General features: G+C 62.8%; 9 protein-coding genes. 3 read left to right on the top strand and 6 right to left on the bottom strand.

Features of this window, described 5'->3' with window-relative positions:
• Positions 1 to 3: 3 nt before the first annotated feature.
• On the bottom strand, positions 4 to 2163 hold the full coding sequence (locus tag PSOLE_RS19640) for a type I secretion system permease/ATPase (protein ID WP_074860493.1): 2160 nt from the start codon (positions 2161 to 2163) through the stop codon (positions 4 to 6).
• Positions 2164 to 2251: 88 nt separating this feature from the next.
• Positions 2252 to 3607: a TolC family outer membrane protein gene (locus PSOLE_RS19635; RefSeq protein ID WP_074860495.1), complete on the bottom strand. Its 1356-nt coding sequence runs from the start codon at positions 3605 to 3607 to the stop codon at positions 2252 to 2254.
• A gap of 446 nt (positions 3608 to 4053) precedes the next feature.
• Here PSOLE_RS19635 and PSOLE_RS19630 point away from each other — a divergent pair, with 446 nt between their 5' ends.
• The 3 genes from PSOLE_RS19630 to PSOLE_RS19620 all read left to right on the top strand — a co-directional run bounded on the left by PSOLE_RS19630 (position 4054) and on the right by PSOLE_RS19620 (position 11094).
• On the top strand, positions 4054 to 9435 hold the full coding sequence (locus PSOLE_RS19630) for a retention module-containing protein (protein WP_088339340.1): 5382 nt from the start codon (positions 4054 to 4056) through the stop codon (positions 9433 to 9435).
• Positions 9363 to 10601 (top strand): type I secretion C-terminal target domain-containing protein, encoded by a 1239-nt coding sequence (locus PSOLE_RS24980; protein ID WP_074861317.1) that lies wholly within the window; start codon positions 9363 to 9365, stop codon positions 10599 to 10601. Before PSOLE_RS19630 ends, PSOLE_RS24980 begins: the two co-directional genes overlap by 73 nt.
• 151 nt (positions 10602 to 10752) lie before the next feature.
• Positions 10753 to 11094 carry a tryptophan synthase subunit beta gene (locus PSOLE_RS19620; protein WP_074861315.1) on the top strand — a complete coding sequence of 114 codons (342 nt, stop codon included), beginning with the start codon at positions 10753 to 10755 and terminating at the stop codon, positions 11092 to 11094.
• 93 nt (positions 11095 to 11187) lie between these two features.
• Here PSOLE_RS19620 and lapD read toward each other — a convergent pair whose 3' ends face one another.
• From lapD to PSOLE_RS19600, 4 genes are all read right to left on the bottom strand, one after another.
• On the bottom strand, positions 11188 to 13134 hold the full coding sequence (gene lapD / locus PSOLE_RS19615) for a cyclic di-GMP receptor LapD (RefSeq protein ID WP_074861313.1): 1947 nt from the start codon (positions 13132 to 13134) through the stop codon (positions 11188 to 11190).
• A 12-nt stretch (positions 13135 to 13146) separates the two neighbouring features.
• Entirely contained in the window at positions 13147 to 13827 is a 681-nt protein-coding gene (gene lapG, locus PSOLE_RS19610) for a cysteine protease LapG (protein ID WP_074861311.1), read from the bottom strand.
• 180 nt (positions 13828 to 14007) lie between these two features.
• Complete coding sequence (locus PSOLE_RS19605) at positions 14008 to 14406, bottom strand: YbaN family protein (protein WP_003461611.1); 399 nt, start codon at positions 14404 to 14406, stop codon at positions 14008 to 14010.
• A 45-nt stretch (positions 14407 to 14451) separates the two neighbouring features.
• A complete protein-coding gene (locus tag PSOLE_RS19600; RefSeq protein ID WP_074861309.1) occupies positions 14452 to 15036 on the bottom strand; it encodes a UPF0149 family protein in 585 nt (194 codons plus the stop codon).
• Between the last annotated feature and the right edge of the window lie 707 nt (positions 15037 to 15743).

Here is a 15743-nt window from a genome sequence, read left to right as displayed (position 1 = left end):
CTCCTACAGGCTGGCCGGGCCGACGCGGCCCTTGCGCAAGGCTTCGATCACCGCTTCCTTCGGCCCGTCCGCCACCACATGGCCGTTGTCCAGCACGGCCAGGCGATCCACCAGGCTGAGCATGGAGGCACGGTGGGTGATGAGGATCAGCGTCTTGCCCTGCACCCACTTGTGCAGGCGCTGGCGCAGCAGGTCTTCGCTGGTGTTGTCCATGGCGCTGGTGGGTTCGTCGAGCACCAGGATTGGCGGGTCGAGCAACAGTGCGCGGGCCAGCAGTACGGCCTGGCGCTGGCCGCCGGAGAGCAGTTGGCCGCGTTCGCCTACCGGGCGGTCGAAGCCTTGCGGATGCTGGCGCGCCAGGTCCACCACGCCAGTCAGCTCGGCGACTTCGAGCATGCGTGCGTCGCTGATGTAACGGGCGCCGAGGGTCAGGTTGTCGCGCAGGCTGCCAGCCAGCAGTGGCAGGTCGTGGGCGACGTAGCCGATCTGATGGCGCAGGTCGGCGACGTCGAGTTGGCGCAGGTCGAGGTTGTCGAGCAGGATCTGCCCTTCGTCGGCGCTGTAGAAGGCCATCAGCAGTCGCGCCAGGGTGCTCTTGCCCGAACCGCTGCGACCGATGATGCCGAGGCGCTCGCCAGCGCCCAGGCGCAGGCTGACGTTGTTCAGCGCCGGTGCGCTCTGGCCCGGGTAGGTGAAACTGATTTGCCGCACCTCCAGAGCCCCCTTGAGCTGGGTACGATCCAGCGGCCGCTGCTTGTCCTGACGCTCCTGCGGCAGGGCCATCAGGGCATCGGTGCTGGTCATGGTCAGGCGTGCCTGCTGATAGCGGGTGATCAGCCCGGCGATCTGTCCCAGTGGGGCGAGGATGCGGCTGCCGAGCATGTAGCAGGCCACCAGCGCACCGACGCTGAGATTGCCGGCGATGATCAGATAGACCCCCGCGACTATGGTGGCCATGCCGGCGAACTGCTGCAGGAACAGGGTGCCGTTGGTGGCCAGCGAGGCGAGGAATTTTGCATGGCCGTCCAGGCGGGTGAGGGCGCCATGGGTTTGCTCCCATTGATGCTGGCGCTCGCTTTCGGCACCACAGGCCTTGAGCGTTTCCAGGCCACCGAGGGTTTCGATCAGCAGCGCCTGGCGTTGCGAGCCAAGCTGCAGGCTTCTTTGCACGGTGTCGCGCAGGCGTGCCTGAATGATGTAGGCGAACAGCGCGGTGATGGGGAAGGCCAACAGCGGGATGAACACCAGCGGGCCGCCGATCAGTCCGATCACCAGCAGCATCAGCAGGGAGAAGGGCAGATCGATCAGGCTGGTCAGCGTCACTGCGGTGAGGAAATCGCGCAGCCCCTGGAAGTCGTGGATGCTCTGGGCGAAGCCGCCGACGCTGGCCGGCCGCGCCTTCATCGACATGCCGGTGATGCGCTCGAACAAGGTGGCCGACAGCACCACGTCGGTCTTCTTGCCTGCCGTGTCGAGCAGGTGCGCGCGCAGCACCTTGAGCAGCAGTTCGAAACCGGTGCCGATAAACAGTCCGATGGCCAACACCCAGAGCGTTGCGGTCGCCTGGTTGGGTACTACACGGTCGTAGGTCTGCATCACGAACAGCGGCACCATCAGGCCCAGCAGGTTGATCAGCAGGCTGGCCAGGACGGCATCGGTGTAGAGCCAGCGCGACAGCTTGAGGGTGTCGCGAAACCAGGCTTCGATGCGTGGCACCAGCGGTGTGCGGGCTTCTTCCAGCTGATGTCGAGGGCGGGCAAAAAAGGCCCGGCCACTGTACTCGGTGGCCAGTTGTTCGCGGCTGACCCATTGCTCGCCGCCATCCGTTTCGCAGGGCAGAATCTGCGCCTGCTGTTTCGGCCCCCACTGGCGCAGGACCGCACAGCGACCGTCCTTGAGCAGCAGCAGGACTGGCAGGTTGAGGGCGGAAATGCTGGCAAGCTCGCGCTGTAGCAGACGCCCCTGCAGCCCGGCCCGGGCCGCAGCACGCGGCAGCAGGTCGGGGCTCATGCGTTGCTCCGGCATGGGCAGGCCGGCACTGAGGGTGCCACGGCTGGCCGAGCAGCCGTGTAGCCGACAGAGGATCAATAAACCATCCAGCAGCGGATCGTCGTGACTGAGCCGCGGATCACTGGTCGGCCCTGGCCGTTCCATGGTGGTCAATTTCTACTACTCCTCAGACCTGTTCAGACCTGTTCAGACCTTTGCCGCACGTTGACCCCGCGTGTTCACGCGGGGTCTCGGGTCGGTACTACTTCATTTCCGGCAAGCGTGCTTCGCTCTTCACTTCGGTGAGGGCTACAGCTTCCGCCGGGACTACGACCTGTTGCTGGCGTAGCAGATCACCCATGGCCGCGACGACGCGGTACATCGAGAACTCTTCGCCGTAGCGAACCTCGGTGTAGCGGCGGTTGGCAGTGAACAGTTCGTTTTCGCTGTCGAGCAGGTCGAGCAGGGTGCGTTGCCCCAGGCTGAACTGCTGCTGGTAGGCCTCGCGAACCCGTGAGGTGTAGTCAGCGTAGTCACGGGCTTTGGGGGTTTGCAGGCGCGCGTTCTCCATGGCGTTCCAGGCCAGCGAGAGGTTTTCGTTAAGCACGCGCAGCGCGTTGTTGCGGATGTCCATCGACTCGTTGATCTGGTGCGCGGCCGATTGCAGGCGGGCCTTGTCGCGCATGCCGTTGAACAGGTTGTAGTTCATCACAACGGCGGCTCGCCAGGTGTTGTAGTGCCCCTCGTCACCCTGCACGTTGTCGTTGGCATTAGTGGCCAACTCCAGGTCGAAGCGTGGGTAGAAGGGCGACTTGGCCACCTCGTACTGCTTCTCGGCAGCATTTACGTCCGACTGTGCCGACTTCAGGAAGGGGTTGTTGTCCATCACGGTCTGGCGGGCGGCGAGCAAATCGGCCGGCATGTTGCCCTTGACCGAGGAGGGTGTCTCCAACTGATCCGGCAAACGCCCCACGGCGCTGAAGAAGTTGGCTTCGGCATCGGCCAGGTTGACCTCTTCGGTGTACAGGTTGTTCTGCGCCAGGGCCAGACGGGCCTCGGATTGGTCGAGGTCGGCGGTGCTGCCAACGCCCTGGCGGCTGCGCAAGCCGATCTGATCGTTGATGCGTTGGTGTGCCTGCAGGTTGTTGCGGGCCAGGGTGACCATCTCGCGGCGCATCAGCACATCGAGGTAGACCTCGACGGTGCGCAGGGCCAGGCTTTCGGACGTACCGAGCAGGCGGTAGGCGCGGGAGTTGACCACTGCCTGGGTGCGCGCGACTTCGTTGGGCGTATTGAAGCCGTCGAACAGCATCTGCCGTAGGCGCAGCTCGGCATCGCGGTAGTTCAGGGTTTCCTTGTTGTGATTGCCAAGTGCCCGTGTGCTGGGGCTGTCCGTACGCTCCCGGCCGTAACCGACCAGCAGGTCAACGGTGGGCAGGTAGCCGCCCTTGGCGAATTTCACATCTTCATCCGATGAGAGTCGGCTATTGGCGGCAGCGTGGATTTCGGGGTGATTATCCAGCGTGCTCTGAATCGCTTCCGAGAGATTCATGGCTTGCGCCTGACTGCAAACAGTCGCCAAAAGCATGGCGCTCCATAGCGGGGTTAAGGTGCGCATTGGCGTTTCTCCTGACTGAAGTTCTTATCCTGTCGCCATAAAAATGGCGTTTTTGCCTGTGAAACCGTTTCAGGCTTGTAACATCAGAGCTAAGAACAACTTTTGGAGAACCTAAGATGTTTTTTTCACAACCTATATTCAGAAAAAATCTTATGAACTCTGCGAAAAGCAGCACATTGTTTCAACCTGTGAGCTGCGCAAGTCCTCATTTTCCGTGGGTGCGCAGCTGAAATGGGTTGTCAGGCATCAAAAGGGCGGGGATTCATCTGATGGAGTAGTTCGACGCAGGCTGTAGTGACATTTTTTTGTCAGTAGCGTTTTTGGGATTTTGCGCCGTTCCATTTCAATCAGCTGTCTTGGTTTTCTCCTCGGCTACGAAAAGGTGTTCTGGCCCTTTCGGTAGGTACGTGTCGGCGGTGGTCGGCAGCTGTAGTGAGGATGGAATCATGGCTACTCTTATTGGTGTCGTCAGTCAGGTTGTCGGCGAAGTGTTCGCGGTAGCGAGCGACGGATCGCGCCGGCCGATCAGTGAAGGAGACCGGGTCTACGCGGGCGAGCAACTGGTAACCGGCGCCTCCGGCGCGGTGGCCATTGCCATGACCAACGGCCAGCAACTGACCCTTGGGCGCGATAGCAGCATGACGCTCGACGCGCAGATGCTTGCCTCCAGCCCCACCTCACAGGCCCCGACGGCCGATGCGCCGCCCCCCGTTCCCAGCGACAGCGACCTGACCGACGTCGAGCAACTGCAGGCGGCGATTGAGGCCGGCGTCGACCCGACCCTCGAAGGCGAAGCCACCGCGGCCGGCCCGGGAGCCGGTGGCGGCGCGGGTGGCGCCGGTGGCGGCCACTCCTTCGTGCTGCTCGGCGAGGTCGGCGGCGCACTCGACCCAGTGATAGGTTTCCCTACCGAAGGGCTCAGCACCGGCCCCGAATTCCCCGATGCCGAGCCGATCGTCGATCCGGATATCCCGCTGCCGGCTGGGCCAGAGGGTTTTCCCAGCGGCGGCGAAGCCAGCAATGCAGTCGATGAAGAGGGGCTGCCGGGTGGTATTGCCGGTGGTCCAAACGATCTGGCCGGCGAAGACACGGTGGTCATCGGCACCCTGGGCTACAGCTTCGGCCCCAATGGCATCGGCAGCTTCGCCTGGAGCAGCGAAGGGCTGGCGGCGCTGGGAATCAGCTCGCAGGGCGTTTCGCTGACTTACAGCGTCAGCGCCGATGGTTTGACCCTCAGCGCCTTTGCCGGCGACACGCTGGTATTCACCCTGCAGCTCACCGATCTGGCGGCTGGCACCTACGAGTTCAGCCTGTTCGCCCCGCTTGACCATGCCGCACCGGAACCTGGCGGCAGCGACGAGAACGACCTGTTCTTCCTGTTTGGCTACAGCATCACCGACGGCGCCGGCAACACCGCTGCCGGCAGCCTGACGCTGGGCGTCGACGACGACACCCCGGAACTGCAAGGCGTACCGGGCGAACGCCCGAGCGTTGGCGGCCTGGTGCATGAAGACGCGTTGGACAACGGTAATGCCGAAGGCGGCCAGACCCTGACGCTCAGCGGCGGGCCCGGCACCCTGGATGCGCTGGTCAATTTCGGCGCCGATGGGCGCGGCAGTTTCTCCCTCAGCGGCAGCGCCGAAGCGCTCGACAGCCTGATCGCCCTGGGCCTGACCTCGGGCGGTGTGGCGCTGGCCTATTCGGTTTCCGCCGACGGCACGACCTTGATTGCCACGGCGGGTGGTAACCCGGTGTTCACCCTGGTGGTCAACCCGGACGGCAGCTACCTGTTCACCCTGCAGGGCCCGCTGGATCATCCGGAGGCCGATGGCATCGACGCGGAAACCCTGGGTGACAGCAGCCTGGCGCTGGATTTCTCCGGAATTCTGCAAACGACCGATTTTGATGGCGACGCCGTGGCGGGTGGTTTCGACGCCGGCAGCTTCGTCATCGATATCGAGGACGACGTGCCGGTACTGGTTGGTTCCCCGGGCGAGCGGCCCACCGTGGGCGGCCTGGTGCATGAAGACGCGTTGGACAACGGTAATGCCGAAGGCGGCGATCAGACCTTGACGGTCGAAGGCGATGTCGGGGCGCTGGACGCCCTGGTCAACTTCGGCGCCGACGGGCGTGGCGGCTTCCAGCTGAGCACCGCCCCGGGTGCGCTGATCGGCCTGCAGAACCTGGGCCTGACCTCGGGCAACGTCGAGCTGTTTTACGCCGTCTCGGCCGACGGCAGCACCCTGACGGCCACGGCCGGCGAGGGCGGCGCACCGGTGTTTACCCTGCTGGTCAACCCGGACGGCAGCTACCTGTTCACCCTGCAGGGCCCGCTGGATCATCCGGAGGCCGATGGCATCGACGCGGAGACCCTGGGCGATAACAGCCTGGCGCTGGACTTCTCCGGCCTGCTGGTGGCCACCGACGGTGACGGCGACCCGCTGGCTGATGGCTTCGACGCCGGCAGCTTCGTCATCGATATCGAGGACGATGTGCCGGTACTGGTCGGCGCCCCGGGCGAACGGCCCACCGTGGGCGGCCTGGTGCATGAAGACGCGTTGGACAACGGTAATGCCGAAGGCGGCGATCAGACCTTGACGGTCGAAGGCGATGTCGGGGCGCTGGACGCCCTGGTCAACTTCGGCGCCGACGGCCGCGGCGGCTTCCAGCTGAGCACCGCCCCGGGTGCGCTGATCGGCCTGCAGGACCTGGGCCTGGCCTCGGGCAACGTCGAGCTGTTTTACGCCGTCTCGGCCGACGGCAGCACCCTGACGGCCACGGCCGGCGAGGGCGGCGCACCGGTGTTTACCCTGCTGGTCAACCCGGACGGCAGCTACCTGTTCACCCTGCAGGGCCCGCTGGATCATCCGGAGGCCGATGGCATCGACGCGGAAACCCTGGGCGATAACAGCCTGGCACTGGACTTCTCCGGCCTGCTGGTGGCCACCGACCGCGACGGCGACCCGCTGAACGACGGTTTCGACGCCGGCAGCTTCGTCATCGATATCGAAGATGATGTGCCGACGCTCAACGAACCCAATCCGCAGCTACCTGCTGTGGGGGGCACCGTGCACGAAGACTTGCTGAGCGAACCGCATGCGGGTAACCCCGACGGTGCGTTGCAGACACTGGTGATCAGCACTGCCACTGGTGGCGGAAGCCTTTCCGCCCTGGTGTCGTTCGGCGCCGATGGCCCCGGTGAGTTCAGCCTGGTAGAGGAGGGTAGCGCCGCCGAGTTGCTGAACGCCCAGGGGCTGAAGTCCGGCGGTGAGCTGCTCGACTACAAGGTCATCCAGGAGCTCGATGACGATGGCAATCTGGTCAGCACCACGCTTACTGCGACGGCCACGGTTGGAGAAGGTTACCCGGTATTCACCCTGGTGGTGGAGGCCAACGGCGACTTCAGCTTCGAACTGCAGGGACCAATCGACCATCCGCTGAAAAATGGTGATGACAACGAGCTCTGGTCGTCGGACGGTGCCTTTGGCATCGACTTCACCCAGTTGCTGGCGATCACCGATGGTGATGGCGACCCGCTGCATATACCGCTGGAGGCTGGCGGTCTGTTCGTCATCAACGTGCAGGACGACGTGCCAACACTGGCCGAGAAGGACTGCGGCTGCGATCCGAAGAACATCGATCATGGCATTTCCCATGTGCTGTTCCTGGTCGACACCGACGACGGCACCAAGGCGGTCAAGATCGAATATCCCGGCGGCAGTGACATCAAGGATCCGAGCCACCCGCAAGGCTACGTCGCCTGGGTCGAACAGGCCTATGGCGGCACCGTCGAGGCCTACTACATCAAGGCCGGTACCAAGTTCTACGACGGCGATGGTGACGTCATCAATCCCGTCGATCTAGGCCTGGGCAAATACCTGGTTGGTGGCAGCAGCGCCTTCGGTGGATCCAAGGTGACCGTTGCCAAGCACCCGCAGTATCAGGCCGTGGACGATAACTGCGCGCCTACTTTCAATCACCTGGTGCACGAGGATCAGCTCGACTCGCCCTATCTGGGCAACCCCGAGGCTGGCCAGACACTGGTGGCCGAGGGAAGTGCAGGCACTCTTCATACGCTGGTCAATTTCGGCGCCGATGGGCCGGGAGTCTTCAGTCTGACCGGTGATGTGGCGTCTATGCTGGCGCAGCAGCTCAGCTCCGGTGGCGTCGAACTGAGCTACCGAGTCGAGTACGAATGGGATGGCGACCAGTTGGTCAATTCCACCCTGATCGGTGAGGTGGCGGGGGTCGACGGCTATCCGGTATTCAGCTTCGAGGTGGGGGCTGACGGCAGTTATCGCTTCGAGCTAAAAGGCCCGCTGGATCATCCGCTGGGCGATGGCAACGATGGTGAAACCCTGGGTACCGCAGGACAGCCTATCGATTTCTCCAAGATGCTGCAGGCGACCGATGGTGATGGCGACCCGTTACCCGCCGGCTTCCCGGCAGGGACGTTGGTGATCGACGTGCAGGATGACGTGCCCATCGCCGCCAGCGACAAGCCCGACTGCATCGTGCAGGCCGCGCCACCGCTGGTGAACCTGACCCTGGTGCTGGACGTCTCGTTGAGCATGGCCGGCGCCAAGCTGGCCGCGCTCAAGCAGGCGGTGATCGACCTGGCCCAGGGTTATGCCGGTCTCTCTGCTCCGGTGCACGTCAACCTGATCACCTTCAACTCGGGCGCCGCAGAAATCGGCGACTTCACCTTCAGCTCGGTGGGTGATCCGGGCTACACGGCTCTGCTCACGGCGGTCAACGGCCTTAGCGCCAGTGGTTTCACCAACTACGAGCAAGCCCTGAGCGCGGCCAAGACGCAAATCACCAGCGACATCATGGCTCCGGACGCCGATCCGGCACAGCAGCACAAGCTGTACTTCATCTCCGATGGTGAGCCCACCGTCGGAGCGCAGGGCGCGACGCTGACCACCTGGATCGCCAACAACTGGACGAACTTCATCGGCAACATCGATGGTGATCACAACAGCGCCACCAACAGTTTCACGGCGCACCCCGTGGGCATCAACTTCACGGGCTCCTTCATGGGGCAGATTTCCAGTGATGGTTTGGTGATCAACAGCACGCCTGCCAGCTTGTCCGCAACCCTGCTGGATCTGGCTGACCTTGGCGGCAGTGTCTCCGGCGACGTTCTGGCCAATGACAACCTGGGCGCCGACGGTCTCGGGCGTATCGAGTCGGTCAGCGTCGATGGCCAGACCTTCAGCCTCAACGACGCCGGCAACGGCATCGAGGTGAGCGGGGCAGGTTCGACCACCTGGAGCTTCAATGCTGCAACGGCCGAGCTGACCCTCAACACCGCAACCGGGACGTTGAAGATTCACCTGGATGGCGACAAGGTCGGGCAGTTCGACTTTGCCGCGAAAGGCAACCTGAGCTTCGGCCCCGGCGGGCAGTTGACGCAGAGCTTTACCTACGTTGTGAGCGACGGCGATGGCGACCGTGCCTCGGCCGATCTGGATATCTGCATCCGTGGCGACCAGTCGGTGCTTGTAGTCGGCAGCAATGCTGATGACACGCCGAACTCCAGCGTGCCCCATCATGTGCCCAGTCAGTACGACGATGGCAAAGGGGCTATCGAAGGGACTTTCGGCAACGACGTGCTGGTGGGTGATCTGGGAGGCGCTAAGCCGCCGGTGATCAAACCCGCAGAGAACTACAACATCGCCTTGATCCTCGATCGTTCCGGCAGCATGAGCAGTGACCCGGATGGCCAGGGGGATACAGCAGCCGTCTGGCGTTGCTCAAGGATGCGGTCAATGCCTTCATTGGCAAACTCGGTACCCATACCGGGCAGATCAACATCGCACTGATTTCGTTCTCGTCCAGCTCCAGCCTGCTGCTCAGTGGCACCCTGGCGCAGATCCAGGCGGCCCTGGCTGCACCGAACAACGTGCTGATGGCGCTGACTGCTTCCGGGGCCACCAACTACGAGGCGGCGATGCAGCAGACCAATGCCTGGTTCGGTGGTGTGGACGCCAACGGCTACAAGAATCTCGCCTACTTCCTTACCGACGGCGATCCGACCACCTACAACGGCGACAACAGCAATAGTGGCAGCACGGTGAACTTCAATGACGTCAACCGGGCTCTGGATGATGCAACGACCTTGATGGCTCGCGCCGAGGTGCATGCCATTGGCATCGGTACCGGGGTCAACAGTAACGTGCTGCGTTTCTTCGACAATACCGATGTCACGGGGCAGGGGTCGCTGTCGTTTGGCGGCAATACCATCAACGGTGCGGTAGGCGAGCCGCAGATCGTCACCACGCCGAGCCAGCTCTTCGCCGTGCTTGATCCCGGCAGTGTCACCGATGGTGGCTATGCCGGCCTGGGCGACGATCATCTGGTGGCCGGTACCGGCGACGACTACCTGTTCGGTGACTCGCTCAACACGCTATGGATAGACGCCGGTAAGGCGCCGGGTTACCAGGTGCTGGTCGATCATCTGACGACCACTCTGGGAGCAACCCCGACTCAGGCGCAGGTCATGGACTTCATTCGTCTGAATGCCGAAAAACTGGGGGCATCGGTACCGGGTGTCGGAGGCAATGACAGGCTCGAAGGTGGTGCCGGCAACGACTGGCTGTTCGGCCAGGGCGGTGATGACATCCTGATCGGTGGCGCCGGCAACGATGTGCTGTTCGGCGGTAGCGGCAACGATACCTTCGTCTGGAATGCGGGGGATCGCGGCGGCAACTACCACGATATCGTCAAGGACTTCGACCTGGATGACGACAAGTTGGATCTATCTCAGTTGCTGCAGGGTATCGATGGCCCCGCCAGTGCCGACGTGTTGACCCAGTACCTGAGCTTCGACTTCGTCAGCGATCCGGGTAGTACGGTGATCAACATCGCCAGCGCCGGTGGTGGCGCGCCGGTGGATCAGACCATCACCCTGGAGAACACCATCCTTTCCGGTGGCAATACTGCAGATATCATCCAGGGCATGCTGGACCAGAATCAGCTGGTCGCCTGAGATGTGAGGGAGGCTGTCAGCGCTGCGCTGGCGGTCCCTCAGGCAAAAGGAAATGCTTATCAGAGTTTCCTTAGCTGAAGTACTCAACTAGAGTAAGCCCGCTACCCGTTTCGGGTGGTGGGCTTTTTTATGGCGTTTGCTGGAGGCAGCGATGGTTTACGTACAGCGCGACGCGGCCGGGCGTTTGTTGCGAGTCGAACATGAGCCCTTTGAGGGTATGACGGAAAACCTGGCGGTCGAGAGCGACGAGTTGCAGGCCTGGCTGGAGGCCAAGGAGGAGGTCAAGGCGCGTCTGGACAGCCTCAAGCAGTCCGACCTGGAGCTCGTGCGCGTGCTGGAAGACGTAGTCAGCGTGCTTGTAGAGCGCGGCGTGATCCGCTACACCGACCTGCCCGAAGCGGCGCGGCAGAAGCTCGACCAGCGTGCCATCGCGCGAGCCGAGATCGAGGGCCTGAGCGGCCTGCTCGGCGACGACGAACACAATCTGGTTTAGAACCCCGCCTTTGTAGGAGCCGCGCCCCGCGGCGAAGCGGCCGGTGCGCCAACCGTAATTTTCAGAAACTACCCCCGGTAGGGGCTCCTGCAGCTATTGCTTGCCCCACGGCGCCGGTGCGCCGATCAGACGGCCCATGGCGCCGTGGATGCCCAGTTCGGTCAGCACTGCGAGTTCCTCTTCGGTTTCCACCATCTCGGCGATCAACGGCAGGTCGATGCTGTTGGTGGCGCGGAAGATCGCTTCGATGAATAGCCGCTTGTCGCTCTCCTGATCGATGGCGCGGATGTAGGTGCCATCGATTTTCAGGTACGCCAGGCCCAGGTGGGTGAGATTGCCAATCAGGCTGAAGCGCCCACCAAAATGCTGCAGGCCCAGGTTGAAACCCGCCTCACGAATCGACTGGCTCAGCGCCTCCAGCTCGGCGGGTGGCGGTAGGTGGCGTTCATCGATTTCCAGCGTCATCAGGTGCGCTACGTCTTTGTGCCTGTTCAGCGTATCCAGCAGGCGCGCTTTGTCCTGTTGATTACGCAGGGTCGCGGCGGACAGGCTCAGGGCCAGTGGGTGAGGATGTTGCGCCAGGTGGGCCAGGCTGTGTTCGATCATCGCCAGATCGAAGCGCGCGGCCCAGCCCAGGCGCTCGATCCAGGGCAGGAAGCGGCCGGCCGTGATGGCTTCGCCGGCTGGATCGAGCAGGCGTGCGAGGATCTTGTGCTGCATGAACCTGCCCGTCGCGCATTCGGCTACAGGCTGGAAATACAACTGCAATCTGCCCAGGCTCAGCGCATCGTCGATCCAGCTGCGCCAGTCATGCAAGCCCTGAGTGGTCTGGGTGGTGAAGTCGTCGAGGCGTTCCCAGCACCTGTCGGTGTTGCTCTGTGCCTGAGCCAGAGCCTGATCGGCGCGACTCAGCACTGCCGCGCTCTGTTCGCCGGGGCGAAAGGCGGCAATACCAATGTGGGCAACGGGATCGCAGTCACTGGCACCGGTCTGCTTCAGGCTGTTCAGGGCTTCGCTGAGCTCGCTGGCCAGGCGCTCTGCGTCTTCGCCATTGAGGCCGGGTGCAAGCAGCGTGAACTCGCCGCCGCGGTTGCGTGAGGCCAGCCATTGGCTGCGCCCCGGTAACGCCAGCAGTTGTTTGAGTTGATCGCCCAGCGCGGCAATCAGTGCGTCGGTTCGCTGGCCGCCGAGACGCTGGTTGAGGCCGCCCAGGTCGTTGAGGCGCAGCAGCAACAGGTAGCCATCCGGATGCTGCTCGTTGATCACCAACTGGTTGCTCAGGCGTATGTCGAACTGGCGGCTGTTGGCCAGGCCGGTGAGGCTGTCCTGATAGGCCTCCTCGCGTAGTTTCTCGCTGCGTGCGGCCTCTTCGGCGAACAGGGTCTTGAGCTTGTCGACCATCTGGTTCATGGCCAGCACCACCCGCTTGAGCTCTGGCGTGCGTGGCACACGGGGCAGGGTGAGAAATTCGCGGCGGCTGATGGCCTGCGCCTGCTGCACCATGTTGTCCAGCGGCCGCAGCTGGGTACGCAGCAGCCAGCCACCGAGCACGGCACTGACCAGGCCACACAGCAGCAGCCAGAACAGGCTGCCGAGGGCGCTGTCCCACAGTTTGGCCAGGGCGAACTGCGGATGGCTGAGCACCTCGACCCTTGCGGCCTGCTCCCAGCCACGCATGATCAGCGCATCGCCACCCTGGGGCTGCAGATCGACCAGGTCGACGAACCAGCCGGGCACGTTCTCGGGCCTGATCTCGGTGCTGCGTTCGACGATCACGCTGTCGTCGGCAATGCGCACCACGCGGATGCTGGCGAAGTAGCCGCTGTCGAAGATCGAGCTGACCATCAGCTCGATCATCGCCGGGTCGTCCACGTGCGGCGTCATCGACAGCCCCAGCGCCGTGGCGGCGTCCTGGGCGTGCGAGCGCAGCTGGCTGATCAACTGTTCGCGTGAGCTCTCCACCCCGACGATGAAGCTGCCGGTGAAAGCCATCACCAGAAACAGGCAGATGGCGAGAAACAGTTGCTTGAGTAGGGACATTCCTCTTTCCTCCTAGCCTTCGCCGATGGCGAAGCCCTCCGCGCGCATTTTTTTCAGGATGTCCTGCCAGCGCGAGAGCTTCTTGGAGTCGCTCTTGCGCGTGTTCGAACCGGGCAGGTAGAGGCCTTCGGCATTGAAGGCGTACACCGGCAGCAGGTCGTTGCGTTGTGAGGCAGGGCGGATGTCGTTGATCAGGTTATCCAGTACCAACGGCTCGGCAGTGGGGCTGGAGTAGTAGGTCAGCACCATGTGCGCCTGGTTGTAATTCAGTGCCTTGACGTAGGTGATGCGCAGCTTCTCGCTGGGGATACCGAGGCGGCGCAGGGTGAAGTACTTGGCGATGGAGTAGTCCTCGCAGTCGCCTGCGCCCTTGACCAGCATTTCTACCGGCGTGGCCCAGTAGTCGTTCTCGCGCCAGAGCTGGATGTCATCGACGAAGCGGATGGTGCGGTTGAAGAAGCGATTGACCTCGTTGAGCTTGTCCGCCTCGTTCAGGCTGGCGCTGCTCTTGAGCAACTCTTCCCAGTCGAGAATGCGTTTTCGTGCAGGGCCGAGGTTGCCGTAGCGGTTTTCCGCATTCTTCACGATCACGGCAAAGTCCCAATCGGCTACTGCCAGCGCGGCCAGCAGCCCGCCGCCGATCCACAGGATCAGCAGCCGCCACCGCCATCCCTGAACGCGCAGCTGTCGCATGGGGTCGTGGTCTCCTGGCTCGATTGGCAGAGTCTAGGTGAAGTATCGGCTTTTTGCCGGCCGCATCGTCAGAGTAAGAAGGCAGCGTCAAAAGCTTGTCGAGGAAGTGACTGGCTCCCGCAGCCAGGATGCAATCCGGGGCGCTGGTTTGCTAGATAGCATCCGTGCTGCGCAGAGCGCTCAGGGATTGGGCAGGGTCTTCTGCTTGAGGATATACAGGCTGACCAGCACCGCACTGCTGAGCATGAACGCGCGCGCCCAGGGCATGGGCACCAGATAGCAGGAGAAGCTTATGCTGACCCACATCAGCACCAGGGCATAGACCTTGCCCTTGAGCGGGATGCCCTGGCCTTCGAGGTAGTCGCGAATCCATGGCCCCAGGCGCGGGTGGGTGACCAGCCAGAGGTAGAAGCGCCGTGAGCTGCGCACGAAACAGGCCGCCGCCAGGAGCAGGAATGGCGTGGTCGGCAGTACGGGCAGGAAGATGCCGATGACCCCGAGTGCCACGCTTAACCAGCCAATCGCTAGCAGCATGTAACGGACACTGCGATGGCGGCTTGGCTGGATGTCACGCGGCATGGGCGGGTCTTGGCGGCAGCCGGGGGCGAGCCCCGGCTCATGGGGTCAGTGGCGAGGCTTGAGCAGTGCGGGTTTTTCTTCCGGAGCCTGGCACAGCAGGAAGAGAGCGGTCAGTAGCTCGGGAATCTGGTCGATCATGCTGTCCACCAGGTCGCGGTCGCGAGCGATCTCGGCGAACTCGGTCTGTTCGTCGAACAGACCGGAGCCGACCATGATCGGCAGCAGCAACTCGCTGACTTCGTCTTCGGCATCCTCGAACCACACGGCTTCACGCAGGAACACGCCTTCCATGAAGCCGATGCACCAGCCGCGCAGGTCGGAGTCATCCGGTTCTTCGCCGAGGTCCAGATCGCACGGCAGCTCCGGCTCTTCCTCACCGGCCAGTTGACGCGCGATATGGGCTTTCAGGTGAATCAGCGTGCTCTCGATCTCTTCGCGTTCGGCATCGCTGCGGTAGTGCGGCGGTTCGGCGAACAGCGCGTCGATCCACTCACGCTCCGGTACCTGATCCGGGCAGATGGCCAGGGCGGTCAGGTAACCGTGGGCGGCCACGTAGTCCAACGCCTCTTCGTGCAGCTCATCGGCATCGAGAAAGGCTTGCAGGCGGGACAGTTGCTCAGCGAAGGACATCGTGGGGTTACCTTGAGGCTTAGGGGATAAGTCGGGTAGGGATAGGCCATTGCTGGCTCATCCCCCCCTAAGAACCGTACGTGCGGCTTTCACCGCATACGGCTCAAGCTTACGAAAAACCAAGTAGCTTGGCCGGCAACGTACGAAGTGTTGCGTCGGATTCTACAGCTATAAACCACTAAACCGTAGAGGTGTATCTTTTTGCCGACTATGAGCCAGCGCATGGCAGTTGGGATGAAGCAGTGTGCGATACGTAAAGTATCCGAGCCGCCGTCCACACGCCTGATAACGTGGTGATCGTGCCAGCCCGTTTCCTTACTCACCGCTTGCCCGCAAAGGGCACAAAGCCCCTTTTGTCTGCGGAAAATACTGAGTATTTGCCCCCGATAACGCAGCTTGTGCTGCATCCGTTGAACCCTCAGCGCCTCACATCATAGGGGTTGTAAGCCCCGGGTAGACGCTTGTGACGCACGATTGCGGTTCCCGCCAACAGGTATAGCCGGCGGTACTGCTTTTCTCCCTTACCATTCTTGTAGGGGTACGCGAACACCCAGCTCTGCCCGCCTATGGATCGGAAGTATTTATTTTCCATCGAAAGGTTAAAACCACCGGCTTTCAGCCGGTGAGCTTTAGCGCCACCATGCGGGGCTGGAGGGCAAGCGCATGGATTACAGATACGGCAGTCATACGGTCTACCAGATCGAGTA

The sequence above is a fragment of the Pseudomonas oleovorans subsp. oleovorans genome (assembly GCF_002197815.1).
Classification (GTDB): domain Bacteria; phylum Pseudomonadota; class Gammaproteobacteria; order Pseudomonadales; family Pseudomonadaceae; genus Aquipseudomonas; species Aquipseudomonas oleovorans.
The sequence above is the reverse complement of the archived record's forward strand: the minus strand, read 5'-3'. Positions and strand labels throughout refer to the sequence as shown.